17 protein-coding genes and 1 tRNA gene are annotated in these 17,654 nt (G+C 73.0%); 11 read left to right on the top strand and 7 right to left on the bottom strand.

Features of this window, described 5'->3' with window-relative positions; translation table 11 throughout:
* From Q6350_RS02100 to topA, 4 genes are all read left to right on the top strand, one after another.
* Nucleotides 1-1,047 (top strand): ABC transporter permease, encoded by a 1,047-nt coding sequence (locus Q6350_RS02100; protein ID WP_304606693.1) that lies wholly within the window; start codon nucleotides 1-3, stop codon nucleotides 1,045-1,047.
* Nucleotides 1,044-2,132 (top strand): ABC transporter ATP-binding protein, encoded by a 1,089-nt coding sequence (locus Q6350_RS02095; protein ID WP_304602648.1) that lies wholly within the window; start codon nucleotides 1,044-1,046, stop codon nucleotides 2,130-2,132. Before Q6350_RS02100 ends, Q6350_RS02095 begins: the two co-directional genes overlap by 4 nt.
* A 75-nt stretch (nucleotides 2,133-2,207) precedes the next feature.
* Nucleotides 2,208-3,203 carry a phosphatase PAP2 family protein gene (locus Q6350_RS02090; RefSeq protein ID WP_304602647.1) on the top strand — a complete coding sequence of 332 codons (996 nt, stop codon included), beginning with the start codon at nucleotides 2,208-2,210 and terminating at the stop codon, nucleotides 3,201-3,203.
* 152 nt (nucleotides 3,204-3,355) lie between these two features.
* Nucleotides 3,356-6,133, top strand: a complete 2,778-nt coding sequence (gene topA, locus Q6350_RS02085) for a type I DNA topoisomerase (protein ID WP_305064922.1) — start codon at nucleotides 3,356-3,358, stop codon at nucleotides 6,131-6,133.
* Nucleotides 6,134-6,136: 3 nt separating this feature from the next.
* On the opposite strand, the gene Q6350_RS02080 is transcribed toward topA, so the two are convergent.
* On the bottom strand, nucleotides 6,137-7,204 hold the full coding sequence (locus Q6350_RS02080; RefSeq protein ID WP_305064920.1) for a hypothetical protein: 1,068 nt from the start codon (nucleotides 7,202-7,204) through the stop codon (nucleotides 6,137-6,139).
* A 16-nt stretch (nucleotides 7,205-7,220) separates the two neighbouring features.
* Complete coding sequence (locus Q6350_RS02075; RefSeq protein ID WP_304602644.1) at nucleotides 7,221-7,439, bottom strand: hypothetical protein; 219 nt, start codon at nucleotides 7,437-7,439, stop codon at nucleotides 7,221-7,223.
* A gap of 81 nt (nucleotides 7,440-7,520) precedes the next feature.
* Here Q6350_RS02075 and Q6350_RS02070 point away from each other — a divergent pair, with 81 nt between their 5' ends.
* Complete coding sequence (locus Q6350_RS02070) at nucleotides 7,521-7,994, top strand: MarR family winged helix-turn-helix transcriptional regulator (protein WP_305064918.1); 474 nt, start codon at nucleotides 7,521-7,523, stop codon at nucleotides 7,992-7,994.
* Nucleotides 7,991-9,061, top strand: coding sequence for a Gfo/Idh/MocA family protein (locus Q6350_RS02065; RefSeq protein ID WP_304602642.1), 1,071 nt, complete (start codon nucleotides 7,991-7,993; stop codon nucleotides 9,059-9,061). Before Q6350_RS02070 ends, Q6350_RS02065 begins: the two co-directional genes overlap by 4 nt.
* Nucleotides 9,062-9,125: 64 nt before the next feature.
* On the opposite strand, the gene Q6350_RS02060 is transcribed toward Q6350_RS02065, so the two are convergent.
* Nucleotides 9,126-9,524, bottom strand: a complete 399-nt coding sequence (locus tag Q6350_RS02060) for a pyridoxamine 5'-phosphate oxidase family protein (protein WP_171246481.1) — start codon at nucleotides 9,522-9,524, stop codon at nucleotides 9,126-9,128.
* Nucleotides 9,525-9,651: 127 nt separating this feature from the next.
* Here Q6350_RS02060 and tmk point away from each other — a divergent pair, with 127 nt between their 5' ends.
* The 4 genes from tmk to Q6350_RS02040 all read left to right on the top strand — a co-directional run bounded on the left by tmk (nucleotide 9,652) and on the right by Q6350_RS02040 (nucleotide 13,552).
* Nucleotides 9,652-10,401 (top strand): dTMP kinase, encoded by a 750-nt coding sequence (tmk, locus tag Q6350_RS02055; protein WP_304602641.1) that lies wholly within the window; start codon nucleotides 9,652-9,654, stop codon nucleotides 10,399-10,401.
* On the top strand, nucleotides 10,398-11,534 hold the full coding sequence (locus tag Q6350_RS02050; protein WP_304602640.1) for a DNA polymerase III subunit delta': 1,137 nt from the start codon (nucleotides 10,398-10,400) through the stop codon (nucleotides 11,532-11,534). The genes tmk and Q6350_RS02050 overlap by 4 nt, the downstream gene beginning before the upstream one ends.
* A gap of 89 nt (nucleotides 11,535-11,623) precedes the next feature.
* The gene (locus Q6350_RS02045; protein WP_304602639.1) at nucleotides 11,624-13,201 is read left to right on the top strand and encodes an alpha/beta hydrolase; all 1,578 of its coding nucleotides are present in this window, start codon (nucleotides 11,624-11,626) and stop codon (nucleotides 13,199-13,201) included.
* A 278-nt stretch (nucleotides 13,202-13,479) separates the two neighbouring features.
* A tRNA-Thr gene (locus Q6350_RS02040) sits at nucleotides 13,480-13,552 on the top strand.
* Between the two features lie 76 nt (nucleotides 13,553-13,628).
* On the opposite strand, the gene Q6350_RS02035 is transcribed toward Q6350_RS02040, so the two are convergent.
* A complete protein-coding gene (locus Q6350_RS02035) occupies nucleotides 13,629-14,912 on the bottom strand; it encodes an ankyrin repeat domain-containing protein (protein ID WP_304602638.1) in 1,284 nt (427 codons plus the stop codon).
* Between the two features lie 284 nt (nucleotides 14,913-15,196).
* Here Q6350_RS02035 and Q6350_RS02030 point away from each other — a divergent pair, with 284 nt between their 5' ends.
* The gene (locus Q6350_RS02030) at nucleotides 15,197-15,904 is read left to right on the top strand and encodes a VOC family protein (protein ID WP_305064914.1); all 708 of its coding nucleotides are present in this window, start codon (nucleotides 15,197-15,199) and stop codon (nucleotides 15,902-15,904) included.
* Between the two features lie 40 nt (nucleotides 15,905-15,944).
* Here the strand turns inward: Q6350_RS02030 and Q6350_RS02025 are convergent, their stop codons facing one another.
* From Q6350_RS02025 to Q6350_RS02015, 3 genes are all read right to left on the bottom strand, one after another.
* The gene (locus tag Q6350_RS02025) at nucleotides 15,945-16,295 is read right to left on the bottom strand and encodes an STAS/SEC14 domain-containing protein (protein ID WP_304602636.1); all 351 of its coding nucleotides are present in this window, start codon (nucleotides 16,293-16,295) and stop codon (nucleotides 15,945-15,947) included.
* Between the two features lie 325 nt (nucleotides 16,296-16,620).
* Nucleotides 16,621-17,118 (bottom strand): DUF2127 domain-containing protein, encoded by a 498-nt coding sequence (locus Q6350_RS02020; RefSeq protein WP_305064912.1) that lies wholly within the window; start codon nucleotides 17,116-17,118, stop codon nucleotides 16,621-16,623.
* 19 nt (nucleotides 17,119-17,137) lie between these two features.
* Nucleotides 17,138-17,533 carry an ester cyclase gene (locus tag Q6350_RS02015; RefSeq protein ID WP_304606701.1) on the bottom strand — a complete coding sequence of 132 codons (396 nt, stop codon included), beginning with the start codon at nucleotides 17,531-17,533 and terminating at the stop codon, nucleotides 17,138-17,140.
* Nucleotides 17,534-17,654: the final 121 nt, after the last annotated feature.

The following is a 17,654-nucleotide window of genomic DNA, read 5'->3' as shown; positions in this document are numbered from 1 at the left end:
ATGGCCCAGGACACGTCGCTGGTCGAGTCCGAGACCGTCGTCGAACCCGCCGTCGAACACCGGACGCGCGACCCGCGCCGACCGAAACGGTTCCTGTTCCTGCGCAACGGCAAGGCCCTCACCGGGATCGGCATCCTGCTCTTCTTCGGCGTCCTGGCCGTGGTCGGGCCGTGGATCGCCCCCTACGACCCCAACCAGGTCTCGGTGGACCTGCTGCAGCCGCCGTCGTGGACGCACTGGCTCGGCACCGACCACACGGGGCGGGACATCCTGTCCCAGATCGTCGTGGGTACCCGCGGGGTCCTCGTGGTCGGGCTCATCGCCGGGGTGTCGGCCACCGTGCTCGGCGTCGTCGTCGGCGTGACGGCAGGGTTCGTCGGCGGGGCCGGGGACGAGACGCTCTCGGCGCTGTCGAACGTGTTCCTCGTCATCCCGCAGCTGCCGCTGATCATCATCATCGCCGGCCAGCTCCCCACCGCCGGCGGCGTCACCGTCGCGCTCGTCATCGGGGCCACCGGCTGGGCGTGGGGCGCCCGGGTGATGCGCGCCCAGACGCTCTCGCTGCGCAAGCGCGACTTCGTCGAGGCGGCGCGGGCCAACGGCGAGCGCACCTGGCGCCTCGTGCTCGCCGAGGTGCTGCCCAACCTCACCGCGATCATCGCCGCCGGGTTCGTGGGCACCGTGACGTTCGCCGTCATGTCCCAGGTGACGTTGGCGTTCATCGGCATCACGCCCGTCTCCGACTGGAACTGGGGAACCATCCTGTTCTGGGCGCAGAACAACCTCGCGCTGCAGCGCGGCGCCTGGTGGTGGTTCGTCCCGGCGGGCCTCTGCATCGCCCTGCTCGGCATGGCGCTGACGCTGGTCAACTTCGGCATCGACGAGTTCGTCAACCCGCGCCTGCGCAGCACCGGGATGAACGCCCGCGTCCTGCGGCGCCGGCGCATCCGTCCGCGGATCGGCTTCACGCCGGTCCTGCGCACGCCACCGGGGGCACGACCCCGTGCCGGCGCCGCCGCCGGCCCGACCCGCAAGGAGCGCTCATGACCGCCTCGACCCTCGACGTGCCCGCCCCGACGGGGGCGGTCGGCGAGCCGGTGCTCGAGATCGAGAACCTCTCGGTCGACTACGGCTACGTCGACGACGCCACCCACGTGCTGCGGGACGTCTCGCTCACGCTGCACCGCGGCGAGGTCCTGGGCCTGGCCGGCGAGTCCGGCTGCGGCAAGTCGACCCTCGCCTACGCCGCGACCCGGTTGCTGCCGCCCCCCGGGCTCATCACCTCCGGCAGCGTGCACTTCACCGACCGGGACGGACGACGCACCGACGTGCTGCGCCAGAGCGACGCCGAGCTGCGCGCCTCGCGCTGGCGGGACACCGCGATCGTGTTCCAGGGGGCGATGAACTCGCTGAACCCCGTCTACCGCGTCGGCCGGCAGATCGCCGACGGCATCCTGGCGCACCGTCCGGGCATGCGCCGGCGGGAGGCCTGGGACCAGGCCGCGTCGCTGCTGGAGATGGTCGGGATCAACGCCGACCGGCTGCGCGACTTCCCGCACCAGCTCTCCGGCGGGATGCGTCAGCGGGTCATGATCGCCATGGCGCTCGCGCTGGACCCGCAGGTCCTCGTCATGGACGAGCCCACGACGGCGCTGGACGTGGTCATGCAGCGGCAGATCGTCGAGGAGATCGCCGACCTCCGGCAGCGTCTCGGCTTCTCCGTCGTCTTCATCACCCACGACGTGTCGCTCCTCATCGAGATCGCCGACCGCATCGCGATCATGTACGCGGGCGACATCGTCGAGGACGCCGGTGCCGAGGAGATCTACCGTCGGCCCCGGCACCCCTACTCGTCGGCCCTGCTGCACTCCTTCCCGCCGCTGCGGGGCGAGCGCCGTGAGCTGACGGGGATCCCCGGGGCCCCGCCCGACATGCACCGGCTGCCGCCGGGCTGCCCGTTCGCGCCCCGGTGCGCGCACGCGATGGACGTGTGCCGGGAGGTGCGGCCCGGTCTGACCGCCACGGCGCTCGGGGACCGGGGCGCGCAGGAAGCGGCGCGCCGCGTGGCCTGCCACCTGCACGACCCGGCGTCGGCCGGGGCCCACGGCCTGCCCCCGGACCTGTCCCGCTGACCCGGACGCGTCGCCGTCCGGAGAGTGCACCGGCCGTCCACCGGAACATCACACGGACTGGTTATCCTGACCTGCATGAACGGCGACTTCCACGAGGTCCCGGTCGCGCCGCCCCGGCCGACGGGCGCGACGACCGCACAGGGATCGCGGCCGGTGGCGCAGGTCGCCGCACCTCCGCAGCCCGAGACCCGTCCGCTGGCCCAGGCCGCGGCGGCGGTGATCGCGCTCGTGGCCGCGCTCGGGGTCTGGCTCACGTACCGGGTGCTGGTCACGACCCTGCCCGGTCAGCAGCTCGACGACCTCGCCCGCGACGGCGCGCTCTACGGGCAGGACAGCCTGTGGCGGGTGGCCGAGCCCGTGCTCGACGTCGTGTCGGTGGCGTTCGTGGTGGCCGGGATCGGCGCCGCGATGCTGGTCGCGGTGGTCCGTCGACGGTGGGTCGTGGCGCTGCAGGTCGCGGCCCTGGTCGGCGGGGCCAACCTCACCACCCAGGTGCTGAAGCACTACCTGCTGACGCGCCCCGACCTGCTGCCGGGCTGGTACAGCGGCAACACGCTGCCCAGCGGGCACACCACGGTGGCGGCCTCCGTCTCGGTCGCGCTGCTCTTCGCCACCCCGCGGGCCTGGCGGGCCGTCGTCGCGCTGCTGGGTGCCTCGTACACGGCCGCGACGGGTGTGGCCACGCTCGTCGGGCAGTGGCACCGGCCGTCCGACGTCGTCGCGGCCCTGTTCGTCGTGCTCGCCTGGGGCGCCCTCGTGTGCGCCCTGACGCCGTCCTCGTCGCTCGACGTCGCCCCGCGCCGGCACCGACTGCCCACGGGCGAGGCCCGGCCGAACGCCTTGTCGTCGCCCGGTTCCTCCGTGGTCGCGGGACTCCTGCTCCTCAGCGCCCTGGTCGCCGGCACGGTGGCCCTCGCGGGCGGCGTGCGGCTCGTCGACGCCGCCAGCGTGCCCATCGGCGAGGACGTCACCGCCTACGCGGTCGGGGTCCTCGGCGTCCTCGCCGCCACCGCGGTGACGTTCGCGCTGCTCCTCCTGATGCGTCAGGCGACGGCACGACCGCGGGACTGAGCGCCGCCGCCCGGTGGTGGCCCTGTGGACCGCCGTGCGCCGGGCCGGGCGTGCCTCGGTAGAGTTCCGCCGTCGTCGAGCGTGTCGTACCGTGACAGGACGCGACGCTCCCGGCGCCGCGTCCCGCCATCACCGTCGGAAAGCAGGAACGGATGCCTCAGGCCCGCAAGCTCGTGATCGTCGAGTCCCCGACGAAGGCTCGCAAGATCCAGGGCTACCTCGGCGACGACTACGTCGTGGAGGCCAGCGTCGGCCACATCCGTGACCTCCCGCAGCCGTCCGAGCTGCCGGCGGAGATGAAGAAGGGGCCGTACAAGAAGTTCGCCGTCGACGTCGACAACGGCTTCGAGCCCTACTACGTCGTGCACGCCGACAAGAAGTCCAAGGTGCGGGAGCTGAAGGCCGCGCTGAAGGACGCCGACGAGCTGTACCTCGCCACGGACGAGGACCGCGAGGGCGAGGCCATCGCCTGGCACCTCATCGAGGAGCTCAAGCCCAAGGTGCCCGTCAAGCGGATGGTGTTCCACGAGATCACCCGCGAGGCCATCACCCGGGCGCTCGAGAACACCCGTGACCTGGACGACGACCTCGTCGACGCCCAGGAGACCCGCCGGATCCTCGACCGCCTCTACGGCTACGAGGTCTCGCCCGTCCTGTGGCGCAAGGTCCGCCAGGGGCTGTCCGCGGGCCGGGTGCAGTCCGTGGCCACGCGGCTGGTCGTCGAGCGCGAGCGGGACCGCATGGCTTTCGTCACCGCCGACTACTGGGACGTCACCGGCTCCTTCGCCCCCGAGTCCGGGGACGACGCCGGCCAGCTCTTCCGCGCCCGCCTGACCGGTCTGGACGGCGACCGGGTCGCGACGGGTCGCGACTTCGACGACCTGGGCCGCCTCAAGGTGCGCACCGGCGTCGTACACCTCGACGAGGCCGCCGCGGGGGCGGTCGTCGCCGGGCTCGACGAGGCGGCCTTCACGGTCCGGTCCCTGGAGACCAAACCGTACTCGCGCAAGCCCGCCGCGCCGTTCACCACCTCGACCCTGCAGCAGGAGGCGTCGCGCAAGCTGCGCATGGCCTCGCGGCAGACGATGCGCACCGCGCAGGCGCTGTACGAGAACGGCTACATCACCTACATGCGCACCGACTCGCCGGCGCTGTCCGCCGAGGCGACCGACGCCGCCCGGCGCCAGGCCGCCGAGCTGTACGGCTCCGAGTACGTGCCCGGTGCGCCGCGGCTGTACGCCTCGAAGAACAAGGGCGCGCAGGAGGCGCACGAGGCGATCCGTCCCGCGGGCGACTCCTTCCGCACCCCGGCGCAGGTGGCCGGTGAGATCTCGGGGGACCAGTTCAAGCTCTACGAGCTCATCTGGAAGCGGACCGTCGCCTCGCAGATGGCCGACGCCAAGGGGTCGACGGCGTCCGTCAGGCTGGGCGCCCGTCTCGGGGACGGCGCCGGTGACCGGGCCGGTCGCGACGCCGTCTTCTCGGCGTCGGGCACGGTCATCACCTTCCGCGGTTTCCTCGCCGCCTACGAGGAGTCGACGGACGTCGAGACCCCTGAGGGCGGCGGCTCCGCGCCCGCCGGCCCCAAGGAGAGCCGGCTGCCGCGCATGGCCGAGGGCGACGCCCTGGCAGGGACGGAGATCGCGGCCGAGGGGCACTCGACGAGCCCGCCCGCGCGCTACACGGAGGCGTCCCTGGTCAAGGCGCTCGAGGAGCTCGGGATCGGGCGCCCGTCCACCTACGCGGCGACGATCTCGACGATCCAGGACCGCGGCTACGTGCGCACCAAGGGCCAGGCCATGGTGCCCACGTGGCTGGCCTTCGCCGTCGTGCGGTTGCTGGAGGAGCACTTCGCCCGGCTCATCGACTACGACTTCACCGCCGAGATGGAGGCCGACCTCGACCAGATCGCGTCCGGTGACCGGGAGCGCCTGGCCTGGCTGACGCGGTTCTACTTCGGGGACGGCTCCGGCGGCGACGAGCAGTGGGGCCTGCGCGACCTGGTGGAGAACCTCGGGGAGATCGACCCCGTGGTCATCAACTCGGTCGAGATCGGCGAGGGCATCCGGGTCCGGGTCGGTCGGTACGGGCCGTACCTGGAGGACCTGCGGGCGGAGCCGGGCAAGGACGGCAAGGCGCCGCGGGCCTCGGTGCCCGACGACGTGGCCCCGGACGAGCTGACGGTCGAGAAGGCGCGTGAGCTGCTCAAGGCCGGTGCCGACGACGGGCGCGTGCTCGGTGTCGACCCGGAGTCGGGCCACGAGATCGTGGCGAAGAACGGCCGCTTCGGACCGTTCGTCACCGAGAAGCTCGACCTGCCCGAGATCGACCCGAACCTCTCCCAGGCAGCCCAGAAGAAGGCGAAGGCCGCCCAGCCCAAGCCCCGCACCGGGTCGCTGCTGAAGACCATGTCGTTGGACACGGTGACGCTGGAGGACGCGCTGCGGATCCTGTCGCTGCCGCGCGTGGTGGGCACCGACCCGGAGACCGAGGAGGAGATCACCGCGCAGAACGGCCGGTACGGGCCGTACCTCAAGCGGGGCACGGACTCGCGGTCCATCGAGTCCGAGGAGCAGCTCTTCACGATCACCCTCGACGAGGCGCTGAAGGTCTTCGCCCAGCCGAAGCGTGGCCGGGGCCGGACGGCGACCCCGCCGCTGCGCGAGCTCGGCGACGACCCGACCAGCGGCAAGCCGATCGTGGTCAAGGACGGGCGGTTCGGTCCGTACGTGACCGACGGCGAGACCAACCGGACGCTCCCGCGGGACGCCACCCCGGAGTCGATCACGGCCGAGCGGGCCATCGAGCTGCTCGCCGAGAAGCGGGCCCAGGGGCCGAAGAAGCGCAGCACGTCGGCCAAGAAGTCGACCGCGAAGAAGCCGGCCGCCAAGAAGCCCGCCGCGAAGAAGCCGTCGACGACCAAGAAGTAGCGGTCAGCTGCCGGTCGCCCGCCGGTAGGCCGCCGCTCCCGCGGTCGCCGTCCGGCGCCAGGCGGTCGCCGCGGGGCCGCCGTCGAGGGGGACCGAGGCGTGCCAGGCGTACGTCGTGGGCCAGGTGCGGAAGACCGGCAGCACCGTGGTGACGAGGCGCATCAGCCACGGCAGTCGGCGTGGACGCCACCGCCGGGTCACCGCGAGCTCGACCTCCGCGCGACCGTCGACGACCTCGACGCTCCAGGTGCCGCCCGTGAGCAGCGCGTCGTCGAGCAGCACGCGCCACGCACCGTGACGGGCGTCGCCGTCGGCGAGCTCGCCCGGGTCCGGCAGGGGCGGGCGGAAGAGCACCCGCGCGGCATGTCCGTCCGCGGTGGCGCGGACGCCCCGCAGCGCGTCACCGTCGGTGGTGGCAGCGGCCTCCCCGGGCCCGCCCGCGACGGCCGGGGGATCGCCGTCGCGGTTCAGCTCCAGCACCCACAGCCGGCCGGAGGTCTTGACCAGCAGCCTGCCGTGGAGGCGGCCTGCGGGCAGCCGGCCGGTCGCCACGTCCCGGCCCCCGATGCGGACCACGGGGTCGTGACCCGGGACCGCGCGCAGCAGGTCGAAGCTCGGCATCCACACGAGCATCAGCGAGGCCGGCTGCCGGATCGCGGCACCCAGGGGCGCGAGGAGCGCTGCCGGCCGCCGGGGGCCGGCAGCGCGGTCGTCGACGTCGATCTCGACCACGCGGCCGTCGGCGTCGGCGAACCGCACCTGCGCCACCGTGCCGGCGACGCTCACCTCGAGCCGGTCCCGGTCGAAGTCGATCTCGCGCCACGACCGGATGCCGCCGCCGATGCCGTAGCGGGCGCGGTCCAGCCGCAGGCCACGCTGGACGGCGTAGTCGACGGTGCCGTCCGCCCGGCGGGTGAGGAACGCGAGCATTCCGGTGCCGTGGTCGGGGTCGTCGAACCGCTGGAGCTCGAAGCCGTCGTAGACGGGGTCGTCGGCGAGCTCGGCGTTGAGCATGGCGGGGACCTGTCCCAGGCGCAACGAGATCGGCACGGCAGCGTGCGGCGTCGTCATGGCGGCCCCCGCGCGGTCAGTCGGGGTGGCGCTCGACGACGTAACGGTGGCCGTCGGCCCCGGTGACCTGTTCGTAGGTGCTGTGCAGGCGGGCCTCGCGAGCCAGGTCCTCGGCGCTCGGGGGCACGGGCGGTGTCCTGCGGATCGACGCCGGCCCGAAGACCGGCAGGAACGACTCGGTGAACCGCATGCCCCAGGTGCGGTCGTCGTCCGGGCGGCGGCGGAACAGTCCCACGGCGTCTCCTGATGTGTGGCCCACCAAAGATTGGTGCACCAACTATATGTCGGACCGGAGGGCTCGGCCTACCCTGAGCGCATGGACCGACCGGTGGATCCCCTCGCGCTCGAGACGCAGGTCTGCTTCGCGCTGTCGGCGGCGTCCCGGGCGATGGTGTCGCTGTACCGCCCGGTGCTCGAGCCGCTCGGTCTCACCCACCCGCAGTACCTCGTCCTGCTGGGCCTGTGGGAGGACGCCGGTGCAGGGCGCACCACGACGGCGACCGGGCTCGCCGGCCGGCTGTACCTCGACCCGGGCACGCTCTCGCCCCTGCTCAAGCGCCTGGAGCAGCAGGGACTCCTCGAGCGGCGACGGTCCGCCGCGGACGGGCGCGTGGTCGAGGTGCACCTCACCGAGGCCGGCCGGGCCCTGCGGTCCGAGGCCGTCGAGGTGCCGGGTCGTGTCGTGGCGGCCTCGGGGCTCGGCCTCGACGACCTCGAGCGGGTGCGCGCCGCCTCCGCGGCGGTGATCGCCGCCGCCCACCGCGACGCCGCGCCTACGGTGGACCCATGACCGATCGCACCGCCGCCACGCCGTCCACCTACGCCGCCCGTCTCACCGCCGACGACCTCGCCGGCACCGTGCCCGACCTGATGGCCGCCCCGGCGATCCGGTGGGGGGTGCTCGGTGCGGGGAACATCGCCGGGTCCTTCTCCGACGGCGTCCGGGACCGCACGGCGTCGCGGGTGACCGCCGTCGGCTCCCGCTCGGTGGACAAGGCCCAGGCCTTCGCCGACGCCCATGCACCGGGTGCGCGGGCCCACGGGTCGTACGAGGACCTGGTGGCGGACGACGACGTCGACGTGGTCTACGTCGCCACCCCGCACTCGCACCACCTCGAGCACGCCCGCCTCGCGATCGCCGCCGGCAAGCACGTCCTCGTGGAGAAGCCGCTCACCCGCTCGGTGGCCGAGTCGCGTGCGCTGCTCGACGCCGCGCGCGAGGCCGGGGTGTTCCTGCTGGAGGCGGTGTGGACCCGCTACCTGCCGCACGTCGCGGCGATCCGCGCGGCGATCGCCCGCGGCGAGATCGGCGAGGTGCGCACGGTGCTGGCCGACTTCGACATCTACCGGGACTACGACCCGACGCACCGGCTGTTCGCCCCGGAGCTGGCGGGGGGTGCGCTGCTGGACCTCGGCATCTACCCGATCACCCTCGTGCACGACCTGCTGGGCGTGCCGGCCGAGACCGTCGCCCGCGGGACGCTGGCGGAGACGGGCGTCGACGACCACGTCAGCATGATCCTGCGGTACGAGTCCGGCGCCCAGGCGGTGCTGCACACGTCCTCCACCGCCAAGGGCGCGGCCGGCGCCCGCATCATCGGCACGCGCGGCCACATCGAGATCCCCGAGTGGTTCTTCACCCCGACCGGCTTCCGGGTGGTGCGGGACGACGGCACCACCTGGTCGTTCACCTCCCCGGCGGGGGAGGGCAAGGCGTACGAGGCCGCCGAGGTCGCCCGGTGCCTCGCGGCCGGGCGGACCGAGAGCCCGCGGATGCCGTGGGAGCACACCCTCGAGGTGATGAGCATCCTGGACGACGCGCGCGCCCAGCTCGGGGTCGTCTACCCCGGCGAGTGAGCGCGACCGCCGGGGAGCCAGCGACCGCCGGGGCCGCCGCGGCGGGCCTGGCGGCGCCCGCCGGTCACCGGGTGAGCCGGCGGCCGCTCATCTCGGTCGGCGTGATCCGGACCCAGACGTTCTTGCCGTCGTCGAGGTAGGGCACGAGCTCGGTCGCCTCGGCGGCGGCGATGTCCTCGTCCTTCTCCAGGACCTCGGCGGTGCCCTTGAGCACGACGCTCGAGGCGGTGTCGAAGCGCCACTCGTCCGCCTCGAAGGCGACACGGTTGTTGACCGTCACCTCGACCAGCTTGCTGCCCGGACGGGTGAGGAAGTAGACGTGTCCGTCGGCGACGGCGTGCGAGACCGGGAAGATCTCCGGTTCGCCGGCGACGGCGGTGGCGAGGCGGCCGATCGGCTGCGCGGCCAGCACGGCCCAGCACTCGTCCGGGGTGAGCGTGGTGGTTGTTCCGTCGTCGGTCATCGTCGTCCCCTTCGGTCGTGGTGTCCCTATCGTCCCGCTACCGGGGGGGTCCTGCGTGCCGAGGACCCCCTGATGCGACCAATACCACAGCACGAGCCATGTGGGACGGCCCGGTTAGGGTGTGGGCGTGAGCAGCGCACCCGGGTACTTCGTGTCCTTCGAGGGCGGTGACGGCGCCGGCAAGTCGACGCAGGCCCGCCTGCTCGCGGAGTGGCTCGGCACGGTCACCGGGCGCGAGGTCGTGCTGACCCGCGAGCCCGGGGGCACGGCCCTGGGGGCGGAGCTGCGCCGGGCCGTGCTGCACGGCGGCGACGTGGACCCCCGCACCGAGGCCCTGCTGTACGCCACCGACCGGGCCCACCACGTGGCCACCGTGATCCGGCCGGCGCTGGAACGCGGCGCCGTCGTCGTCACCGACCGGTACCTCGACTCCTCGGTCGCCTACCAGTCGGGAGGGCGCGAGCTGTCCCAGGACGAGGTCGAGAACCTCTCGCTGTGGGCCACCGACGGACTGCTGCCGGCCGTCACGGTGCTGCTCGACGTCGATCCCGCCACCGCCGCCGCGCGCCGCGAGGGACAGCCCGACCGGCTCGAGCGGGCCGGACTCGACTTCCACCGCCGCACCCGCGACGCGTTCCTGCGTCGGGCGAGCGCGGACCCGGGCAGGTGGCTCGTGATCGACGCCACCGGCACGGTCGACGACATCCAGGCGCAGATCCGCGTGGACGTCGCCTCGCGCCTGGACCTGACCCCCGTCGTCGGCGAGGCCGTGCGGTTGGCCGACCCCGAGGTCGCCGCCGTGCGCAGGTGGGCGTCGGCCGATCCCTCCGACGTCGGGCCCGAGCACGCCCGCACGGACCAGGAGGGGACGTCGTGACCGTCTGGGACGACGTCGTCGGCCAGCCCGAGGCGGTGGGCGTGCTGCGGCGCGCCGCGACCGACCCGAGCGCGATGACCCACGCATGGCTGCTGACGGGACCGCCCGGGTCGGGCCGGTCCGTCGCGGCGCGCGCCTTCGCCGCCGCGCTGCAGTGCCCCGAGGGCGGGTGCGGGCGCTGCCGCGCGTGCACGACCACCCTGGCCGGGACCCACCCGGACCTGACGGTCGTGGCCACGGACAAGGTCGTCATCGCGATCGACGAGGTGCGCGACCTCATCACCACGGCGTCGCGCACGCCGTCGGCCGGCCGCTACCGCGTCATCGTCGTCGAGGACGCCGACCGGATGGTCGAGCGCACGACCAACGTGCTGCTCAAGTCGATCGAGGAACCGCCGGCGCACACCGTGTGGGTGCTGTGCGCACCCAGCAGCCAGGACGTCCTCCCGACGATCCGTTCGCGGTGCCGCAGCGTCGCGCTGCGCGTGCCCCCGGCCCGGGACGTCGCCGACCTGCTGGTGCGCCGCGACGGGGTCGACCCCGCGGTGGCGCTGCAGGCGGCGCAGGCCGCGCAGTCCCACGTCGGGATGGCACGCCGGCTGGCGCGGGACCCGGAGGCTCGGCAGCGCCGGGCGGACGTGCTCCGGATCGCGCGCCGCATCCGCGGGGTGCCCGACGCCGTGCTGGCCGCCGCCGACCTCGTGGAGGTCGCCAAGGCCGAGGCGGCCGCCGCGACCACCGAACGCGACGCCGCCGAGAAGTCCGAGCTCCTGCGTGCGCTGGGCGTGGCCGAGGGAGAGACCGTCCCGCCCAAGCTCCGGTCGCAGGTCAAGCAGCTCGAGGACGACCAGAAGCGCCGGGCGACCCGTAGCCAGCGCGACGTCCTCGACCGGGCGATGGTCGACCTGCTCTCGCTCTACCGCGACGTGCTGGTCGTCCAGCTCGGCGCGGACGTCGAGCCGGTCAACGGCGAGCAGGCCGACACGGTGCGCGGCCTGGCCCGCGACTCGACTCCCGAGCAGACGGTGCGTCGCATGGACGCGATCGGTCAGGCGCGGGAGCGGCTGGAGGGCAACGTGGCGCCGTTGCTCGCCGTCGAGGCGATGGCGATCGCACTGCGTCCCCAGGGCTGACGGCCCCTTCCTGTCATCAGCGACGACGCGCCGGAGGAGGTTCGGTGAAGGTGCCGGGCCGGGCTCGACGCGGCCGGTAGGTTGTCCGGGTGAAGTTCCCCGCCCGCCACCCCCGCCCGTACCCCGACGTCCCCGCCGGCCGACGGACCGGCGTGCTGGCAGGGGTGACCGCCGCCGCGCTGGCGCTCGCCGGCTGCACGGCCGACGCGCCGGCCAAGACCGCGACCCCGGTGGGCGAGGCGACCGTCGAGGCGGGCTCCGACCCCGTGGCCGGCGGCCCGGAGGGTTTCGAGGACTTCTACGCCCAGGACCTGGAGTGGTCCGGCTGCCGTGGCGGGTTCGAGTGCGCGACGGCGACGGCGCCGCTGTCCTGGGACGACCCCGAGGCCGGCAGCATCGAGCTGGAGCTCGTGCGCACGCGGGCCACGGGGGAGAAGGTCGGCTCCCTGCTGGTCAACCCCGGTGGACCCGGCGGGTCGGGGACCGACTTCGTGGAGAACGGCTCGTTCGGGGAGCCGCTGCGCGAGTCGTTCGACATCGTCGGCTTCGACCCGCGCGGGGTCCAGGACTCGACGGCGGTCACCTGCTTCGACGACGCCAAGAAGGACGAGTACCTCAGCGAGGACTACGACCTGACCACCGACGCCGGTCTCGAGGACGCGCGGGAGTCGGCCGCCGCCTGGGCCGAGGCGTGCGAGCAGAACACCGGGGAGCTGCTCGGCGAGGTCGACACCCAGAGCGCCGCGAAGGACATGGACCTGCTGCGCGCGGTGCTCGGCGACGACCAGCTTCACTACCTCGGGTTCTCCTACGGCACGAGCCTGGGTGCGACCTACGCGGGGCTGTTCCCCGACCGCGTCGGCCGACTGGTCCTGGACGGCGCGATCGACCCGACCCTCGACGCCGACGAGATCTCCGCCGGGCAGGCGGTCGGGTTCGAGAACGCGCTGCGCGCCTACGTCACCGACTGCCAGGCGGGCGCGGACTGCCCGCTGACCGGGTCGGTCGACGAGGGCATGCAGCAGGTGCGCGACGTCCTCGACCGCGCCTACGACAACCCGTATCCGACCAGCGGGGACCGCGACGTCACCCAGACGCTCGCGTTCTACGGGGTCGCGGTCACGCTGTACGCCGAGCAGAGCTGGCCGGTGCTCACCCAGGCCCTCGACGAGGCGATCAACGCCGGCACCGGGGACACGCTGCTGTACCTGGCGGACTTCTACAACGACCGGAACGCCGACGGGTCCTTCGCGACCAACTCCACCGAGGCGTTCACGGCGATCAACTGCCTGGACAGCGCGGGTGCGACGGACGTCGAGACGATGCGTGCCGAGGCGAAGGAGATCGAGGAGGCCGCCCCGACGATGGGCTCCTTCTTCGGGTACGGCGGCCTCTCCTGCGCCGACTGGCCCTACCCGCCGGCCGAGCAGGAGTACGACGTCGCGGCGCCCGGGGCCGACCCGATCGTCGTCATCGGCACCACCAACGACCCGGCGACGCCGTACGTGTGGTCCGAGGGGATGGCCGACGCGCTCGACTCGGGGGTGCTGGTCACCTACGAGGGCGAGGGGCACACCGCCTACGGCCGGTCGAACGACTGCATCGCCGACGCCGTGGAGAACTACCTCATCGAGGGCACGGTGCCCGAGGACGGCCTCACCTGCTGACCCGACTCCTCGCGAGTCAGGATCGTTCCCCGCGAGTCAGGACGATCTTCCGCGGGTCAGGATCGTTCCCCGCGAGTCAGCACACTCCGCGCCGAGTCAGCGTGGCCTGCCGCGAGTCAGGGCGGTCTGCCGCGAGTCAGGACGGCGTGCGTCGGGCCGTTCATAGAGTGTGACCGACCCGACGACGTCGCTCCACGGATCGCTTTGGAGTCCGGCCTGACCGTCGGGTAGTGTTGCCTCGCCCGCTGATCGGGACCTGTCCCGGTCGTGCACGGCACGCCGCCTTAGCTCAGTCGGTAGAGCGATTCACTCGTAATGAATAGGTCGTCGGTTCGATTCCGACAGGCGGCTCCCTCCGAAGCCCCAGGTCAGGCCAAGCGCCCCGCCTGGGGCTTCGTCGTTCTCCGTGCGTGCATCGCCCCGCAGCTCAGGCATGACCACCGTGGGCCTCGAGCAGCCTCGTGATCTCGGCCGTACCCTCACGGGCCTTCTTGTGCCGCCGGCGCTGGGCCCACGTCCACGGCGTCTGCTTGCCCGTCGTGCGGGCATTGACGTCGGCGCCGGCTTCGAGCAGGCGTTCGGCAGCCCGGGGGGCGACGAACAGCACGGCCCAGTGCAACGGCGTCTCGTCGAAGCTCGTGCGCACGTCCGGGTCGGCCCCCGCCGCGATCATGGCGTCGACGAGCTCGGGCGAGTCGTTGACCACTGCCAGGAACAGCGGCGTCGGCCCGGTGCGGGACTTGCTGAAGGGGTGCACGGCAAGAGCCTGGCCGATCAACGTGCCGTGGCCCCAGGTCTCGACGGTGATCGGCGGGTACTGGACGGGGCTCCAGATGTCCGCGCTGCCCTGAGAGTTCAGCGCCAGTTCGTAGCGGCGATTCACGTCGGCGCCCAGCTCGACCAGGCGCAGGGCGATCCGCGCCTGGTCGGCTGTCATACGGCGTCCGGCCATGGCGTAGACGAACGGGATGACGTCGGTGGCACGCGCCCGTCCGGTGTCACCCGCGAGCGCCAGGCCGAGGAGCCAGTCGATGCCGTGGTCGTCGTCCCGGGCGACCTCGGCGAAGCGGTCGTCCATGACGAGCTGGGACACCTCGTCGACCCTGCCCTGCTGGACGGCCACCCCCAGCTCGTCGCGCAGACTCGTGAGGGCCTTGCGCCGCTCGATCTCCTCCTTGGTGTGAGCGCCGCTCTCACGGATGGTGTCCCGGCGAGGCTCGCCACCGGCGGCTTCGAGGAGACGGACGACCTCGTGGAACGGTTCCCGCGCGCTCTCCGGCCTGATCTCCGCCGCCTGCCGCGCCACGTCGTGGGGGCTCATGCGCTTCTCCGACAACGCGTTGACGTCCGCTCCGAGCTCGACGAGTGTGGAGACCACCTCCGCACGGCCACCCTCGGCGGCGTCGTGCAGCGGCGTGCGGCCCTTGCTCGTGCGGACGTCCACATCCGCGCCGGCCCGAACGAGGGCTCGGACGGTCCGGGCATCCTCGGCGCAGTGGAGCGGGGTGCCGATCAGCTTCGCCTCGGCCGTGACGTCGGCGCCCCGGTCGAGGAGCAGCCGGACCATGTCGGGGTCGCGGGTGACCGTGGCCAGGTGCAGCGGCGTCGCATGGGTCATGCGGTCCTGCTGGTTGACGTCCTCACCCTGGTCGAGCAGTCGCCGGACCAGCTCGATGTCGTCGGCGCGGACTGCCTTGGCGAGCTTCTTCACGGCCACCCTCTCCTTCGAGGTGCTCCCGTCGCGTGACGGCCGGACGCGAGGGCGCGGCGGTCGACGTCGTGCCGGCCCAGGGCCGGTCCTTCGGCTTGTATACCGCCGTGACCCTCCACCTGCACGACGATGGTCGTCCGTCCGTCGGCGATCTCACCGTCGACCTGATGACGGCGTAGGAGCTCCTCGACCCCCCGCGACTCCCGGTCGTGGTGCCGTCCCGGGGTTGCCGGTTCCTGGTGACGGCGGGCGACCGGGCGACACCGTCGATATCGTCGCTGGGCATGGACATGCTCACGGGTGACGAGATCGCCCGGGCCGGTTTGACCGACTGGCGCAAGCTGGCTCAGGGGCTGCACGCCCGCTACCTGACCGCCGACTTCGACACCGGCGTGCGCTTCGTCGTCGCGCTGGGCGCGGTGGGCGACCCGATCGGTGACCACCTGAGCGTGTCGATCGGCGCGGGGCACGTCGACCTCCGGTTGATGAGCGACGACGCCGTTTTCCGCGACGACGAGGGCACCGAGCACGTCGTCCAGTGGGTGACCCAGCGCGACGTCGACCTCGCCCGACGGATCTCCGAGATCGCCGCCGAGCACGGGGTCGATGCCCACCCCACCGCGGTCGGTGTCATCGAGCTCGGCCTCGACACCGCCCGTTCCGGGACCATCGCCCCGGTGTGGGCCGCCCTGCTGACCGGGGACGCGGAGGCGCAGGGCCACGGATCTCCCAGCGACGAGGTCCGGGACGCCACGGGACGGGTGCCGAACCTGTGGTTCGGGAGCTCTGGCGAGCAGGAGACCGCGGGGCAGCGGTTGCACGTCGAGGTCTACGTGGCACCCGAGGTGGCCGAGCAGCGGGTCGCCGCCGCCGTCGCCGTGGGCGGGACCGTCGTCGACGACAGCGACGCCCCGGGGATCACCGTGGTCGCCGACCAGGACGGCAACACCGCGACCGTGTGCGTCGACGTGTCCGCCGCACCGCCGGACTGAGCCGGCGACCCGCTCCGGCCAGGCAGCGCTCGTCGGCGTCCTACTCGGCGACCCAGTCCCAGGCGGCGTCCTGGTCCGTGAAGAACTGTGCGTCCTGCGCGTAGAACGGTTCGGCGAGACGCGCGAGCCACTTCTCCCAGCCGTGATCCCCGACGACGGCCATCCGCTCGATGACGTGCCGGAAGTGCTCACCGAACCGGAGGTCGGCACCCCAGGCCTCGGCCTTCTCCCACCGGAAGTCGGTCAGGTCCAGCAGCAGCCGCGCTCTGCCGTGCTCGTCGACGACGGCCTGCACCGCCGGCACGAGCTCCTCGTAGTCCTCGCGGGTGACGTCCCCGACGACCCGGTAGCCGAGCACCGCGTCGTCGCTGCGGGCGATCCTCTCGATCATGTCGTCCTCCTCCGACGGCCACGGCCAGCGTCACCGCGATCCGCCCGGCCCGCACCTTCTCGGGCCACGCGACCTGTGTCCGGTGGAGAGGTCGTGGAGGGGTGAGGACGCGCGGGTGAGCCTCGTCGTCCGCGCGCTACGGTGGCGTCTTCCCTGGTTGTCGGGTCGCTGACGGAGGCACCCATGCAGGCAGACCACGACGACGGGTTCGCGCGGGAGTACCAGGAGACGAACACCTCGGGTCTGTTCAACACCGCCGTTCTTCGGCTTTCTGTTCTTCGTCCAAAGGGCGCGGTAGACGTCGCCGGGGCGTCATCACCCGCGGTCACCCGCGGGCGGTGAGCCAGTCCGTGGTGCTGCGCAGGGTCTCGCGCAGCGTGCGGCCCTCGCGCCACTCCCGCCACGTCAGCAGGACGATCAGCGCGTCGAAGACCGTCAGCAGGGCGACGACGACGGTCGGGTGCACCACGAGCTCGTAGACCTGGTAGCCGAGGAATGCCAGCAGCACCGCGACGGCCCAGGGGTAGACCCGTCGCGTCCCCAGCACCAGCGCCCCGACGATGCCGATCTTCACGACCCCGTGGATCAGCAGGTACGCGGCCAGGAACGACGCGGTCCCGGCGTCGAGGTTCTCGACGCCCCGCAGCAGGACGTGTGCGAGCAGGTCGTGCGGGTCCTCGGCGAGCTCGGGCGCGGTCAGGGCGTCGGCGGCGTCGCGGAGCTGGGCCGGCGTCACGATCAGCAGCACGACGCCGACGATCAGCTCGACGACGCCGTCGACCCCCTTGAGCAGCACGCCGACCAGGAAGACGAGGTCCAGCACCCGGTCGCGCATCGCTCGGTCAGCGCCCGAGCTGCGCGTCGAGCGCCGGGCGGTCGAGCAGCTCCCACACGTCGGTGATGCGCGGACCGTCGAACCGGAAGAAGAACATGTGCTCGACGTCGATCGTGCGTCCGGTCGGCGCGAGGCCCTGCCACGCGCCGCGATGCGTGCCGTGGAGCGTCGCGTGGACCGCCGCGACGTCGTCGGAGGCGGTCACGGCGTGCACGTCAAACCGGAGGTCGGCGAAGGCCTCGTGCCAGGCGCCGACGATCGCCTCGAGCTCGGCAAGGTCCGTCGTCCGGTGCTGACCGCCCACGTGGAGCTCGAACGTCCCGAGCGCCGGGGTGAGCGCGTCGAAGCGCTGCTCGTTCCATCCCTGGTCGAAGACGGCGCGCACGATCCCTGCCCGGTCCATCCACGTCACGCTAGCAACGACCTCGTCGCCAGGCGTCGAGAGGATGGTGCCGGGGCTGCTCTGCGGGGGACCGGGCGTGCGGATACCGTGAGACCGCCGGTGACACGCGGAGGTGGGCGGC

The sequence above is a fragment of the Isoptericola sp. b515 genome, assembly GCF_030588125.1.
In the GTDB taxonomy this organism is placed as follows: Bacteria; Actinomycetota; Actinomycetes; order Actinomycetales; family Cellulomonadaceae; genus Isoptericola; species Isoptericola sediminis.
The sequence above is the reverse complement of the archived record's forward strand: the minus strand, read 5'-3'. Positions and strand labels throughout refer to the sequence as shown.